Source organism: Streptomyces torulosus, from assembly GCF_001419765.1.
Taxonomy (GTDB): domain Bacteria; phylum Actinomycetota; class Actinomycetes; order Streptomycetales; family Streptomycetaceae; genus Streptomyces; species Streptomyces torulosus.
Map to the genome: position 1 here is coordinate 1 of NZ_LIRK01000403.1, position 3171 is coordinate 3171.

General features: G+C 70.8%; 4 protein-coding genes. 3 read left to right on the forward strand and 1 reads right to left on the reverse strand.

What is annotated here, in order from left to right; all coding sequences use genetic code 11:
- Nucleotides 1-86 precede the first annotated feature (86 nt).
- Together AOK23_RS26730 and AOK23_RS26735 are read left to right on the forward strand one after the other, a co-directional pair.
- Entirely contained in the window at nucleotides 87-1316 is a 1230-nt protein-coding gene (locus AOK23_RS26730) for a YncE family protein (RefSeq protein ID WP_420823754.1), read from the forward strand.
- A gap of 75 nt (nucleotides 1317-1391) precedes the next feature.
- Nucleotides 1392-2012, forward strand: coding sequence for an ADP-ribosyltransferase (locus tag AOK23_RS26735; RefSeq protein ID WP_055715184.1), 621 nt, complete (start codon nucleotides 1392-1394; stop codon nucleotides 2010-2012).
- A gap of 79 nt (nucleotides 2013-2091) precedes the next feature.
- Here the strand turns inward: AOK23_RS26735 and AOK23_RS26740 are convergent, their stop codons facing one another.
- On the reverse strand, nucleotides 2092-2727 hold the full coding sequence (locus tag AOK23_RS26740; protein WP_055715185.1) for a GNAT family N-acetyltransferase: 636 nt from the start codon (nucleotides 2725-2727) through the stop codon (nucleotides 2092-2094).
- Nucleotides 2728-2892: 165 nt separating this feature from the next.
- Between AOK23_RS26740 and AOK23_RS26745 the strand changes: the two genes are divergently transcribed.
- A complete protein-coding gene (locus AOK23_RS26745; protein ID WP_055715186.1) occupies nucleotides 2893-3105 on the forward strand; it encodes an EF-hand domain-containing protein in 213 nt (70 codons plus the stop codon).
- Nucleotides 3106-3171 lie beyond the last annotated feature (66 nt).

The window sequence follows — 3171 nt, forward strand, 5'->3', positions numbered from 1 at the left end:
ACCTCCCCCCGCCGTCTCGCGACGCGGATCTCCGCCGAACGGGCCAATCGCCGGAAAACCTGCCCGACCTCCCTATAAAGGTGCGCGTGACCACGCCCCGCACCTCCCTCATGCAGCGCCACCTCGTCCAGCGCGCCCTCCTCGCGGCGGCCGTTCTCGCCGCCGTGGCCGCGTGCGGCAGCGCGACCGGCACCGACGAGCAGGAACAGCGGATCCGGGCCGACCGTGCCGACCGGGCCGCGGCCGAAGCCGCCGAGCGGAAGAAGAGACAGCGGCCGGAGGCACAGGGCCTGCACGGCATGCCGCCCGTCCTCGACCCCAAGGACGTCTACGCCGCCGACCGCCCGGGCCGGCTCTCCCCGGTCGTCAAGGACTTCCCGTCGCGGGTGTACGTCCCCAACAGCGAGTCCGACACCGTCTCCGTCATCGACCCGAAGACGTACGAGATCATCGAGACGATCCCGGTGGGCCGCCAGCCGCAGCACGTGGTGCCGTCCTGGGACCTGAAGACCCTGTGGGTCAACAACAACCGGGGCCACACCCTCACGCCCATCGACCCGAGGACGGGCAAGGCGGGCGAGCCCGTCGAGGTGCACGATCCGTACAACCTGTACTTCACCCCGAACGGCAAGTACGCCGTCGTCATGGCCTCCCTCGACCGTGAACTCGTCTTCCGCGACCCGCACACCATGAAGCGGGTCAAGACCGAACCGGTCAGCTGCTACGGCGTCAACCACGCCGACTTCTCGCTCGACGGCCGGTACTTCATCGTGTCCTGCGAGTTCAGCGGCGAACTGCTGAAGGTCGACACCGAGAAGATGAAGGTGGTCGGCCAGCGGAAACTGCCCTTCGAGGGCGCCATGCCGCAGGACGTGAAGATCGCACCGGACGGCAAGCGGTTCTACATCGCCGACATGATGGCCGACGGCATGTGGGTCCTGGACGGCGACACGTTCGACGAGCCGAAGCTGCTGCCCACCGGCAAGGGCACCCACGGCCTGTACGTCGGCCGCGACTCCCGCGAGATGTATGTCTCCAACCGCGGCGAGGGCACCGTCTCCGTCTTCGACTTCACCAGGAACGAACTCACCAAGAAGTGGCACCTCCCCGACGGCGGCAGCCCCGACATGGGCGGCGTCTCCGCCGACGGCAAGGTCCTGTGGCTCTCCGGCCGCTACGACTCCGAGGTGTACGCCATCGACACCCGCACCGGGAAGCAGCTCGCCCGCATCCCCGTCGGCAGCGGCCCGCACGGCCTCGCCGTGTACCCGCAACCCGGCCGCTACTCCCTCGGCCACACCGGCATCTTCCGGTGACGCATGACAACCGGGCGGCCTGACACGCCGCCGAACGGGTGACGGTCCCCGGCCCGGCGCCCCCCGGTCGAGAGGGTGCTGGCCGTGATCACCACTCGTCTGCGGCGCCGGGCCGCCGCCGTTGTCCTGTCCCTCTCCGCCGTCCTCGCGACCTCCGCCGCGACCGTCCCCGCCCAGCCCGACCACCGGGCCCCGGCCAGGGCCGCCGCCCCCGCCTGTCCCCAGTTCGAGGACAGGATCCACGCCGCCGCCGACCGCCGCGTGGACGTCGACCGCATCACGCCCGAGCCGGTCTGGCGCACCACCTGCGGCACGCTCTACCGCAGCGACAGCCGGGGCCCGGCCGTCGTCTTCGAGCAGGGCTTCCACCCCAGGGACGTCGTCGACGGTCAGTACGACATCGAACAGTACGTCCTCGTCAACCAGCCCTCCCCGTACGTCTCGACCACGTACGACCACGACCTGTACAAGACCTGGTACAAGTCCGGCTGGAACTACTACATCGACGCCCCCGGCGGCGTGGACGTGAACAGGACCATCGGGGACCAGCACAAGTGGGCCGACCAGGTCGAGGTGGCCTTCCCCGGCGGGATCGCGCGCCAGTTCGTCATCGGCGTCTGCCCGGTCGACAAGAAGACCAGGACCGAGAAGATGAGCGAGTGCGAGAGCAACCCGCACTACGAGCCCTGGCACTGACCCCGCCAGGACGCCCGCCCGGGTGCCCACCCAGGTGGTGCCCACCAGGTCGCCCGCCCGGTCGCCCGGCCGGTGTCGGCTAGCGGGCGCTCAGCAGGATCTCCGAACCCACCGGCAGATAACCGGCCGCCTGGAACGCCCGCAGACTGCGGGCGTTCCCCGCCGACACCTGGGCCCACACCGGCTCACCCCCGCTCAGCTGGCGCGCCGCCCGCACCAGGGCCCGGCCGAGCCCCTGGTGCCGTCCCCCCTCGGCCACCTCGACCGCGACCTCCAGCCGCCCCGCGACCCCGCGCCCGAGGGCCAGCAGGCCGCCCTCCGTCCTCCACACCCGCACGTCGTCGCGCCGCTTGCGGGAACTCACCACCCTCGGATGACCGGGATCGGCGATCTCCTCCAGCGGCAGCTCCGGCACACCCGGCAGCGGCGCGCCCACCGTCATCACGTCGATCGTGTCGCCGCGGCGCCCCGTGCGGTCCAGCAGAGCGGTCAGGAACCGCGCGTTCATGGTCGCGGCCAGCGCGTCGCAGTCGAGGGCCGCCAGCGTCTCGTGCACCCACGCCGGGTCCTCGTCCGTGGCTATGACGGTGTGCGCGGTGAACGCGAAGACCCCGGCGTCCCGGTACGACGGCTGGGGCACCACCGTCGTACGACCGTCCGGAGGCGGGAAGGCACCGGCTGCCGCCGCATCGAGAATGTCCCGCAATGTCGCCATCACCGCTCCTTGACTCTCCACCCACCGCGGGGCCCGGACTCCCCGACATGATCGACGACTGCGCCGGCCCGGGTGGGCGCCGCGCTGTGTGCTCGGCGTGCCGGTTAATCTTGGCCCGCCAACGATGGCTGTATCGCATGACGAGCACGACGAAGGGGCGGACCGGTGGCGGACATCGAGGAAGCACGCAAGCAGTTCCAGCGGATCGACACGAACGGTGACGGTTTCATCACCTCCGCCGAGTTCAAGGCTGCCCTGGCCCAGGGGGGCGACTGGAACGTCACCGAGGCGGTGGCCGAGGCCATCATCAACAGCCGCGACCTCAATGGCGACAAGCTCCTGTCGTTCGACGAGTTCTGGACGTACCTCAACAAGTGACGTGCCCCGGCGAAGGGGGCGCCCACCGCACACCGCGGCGGGCGCCCCCTTCGCCGTTCCCGCCGC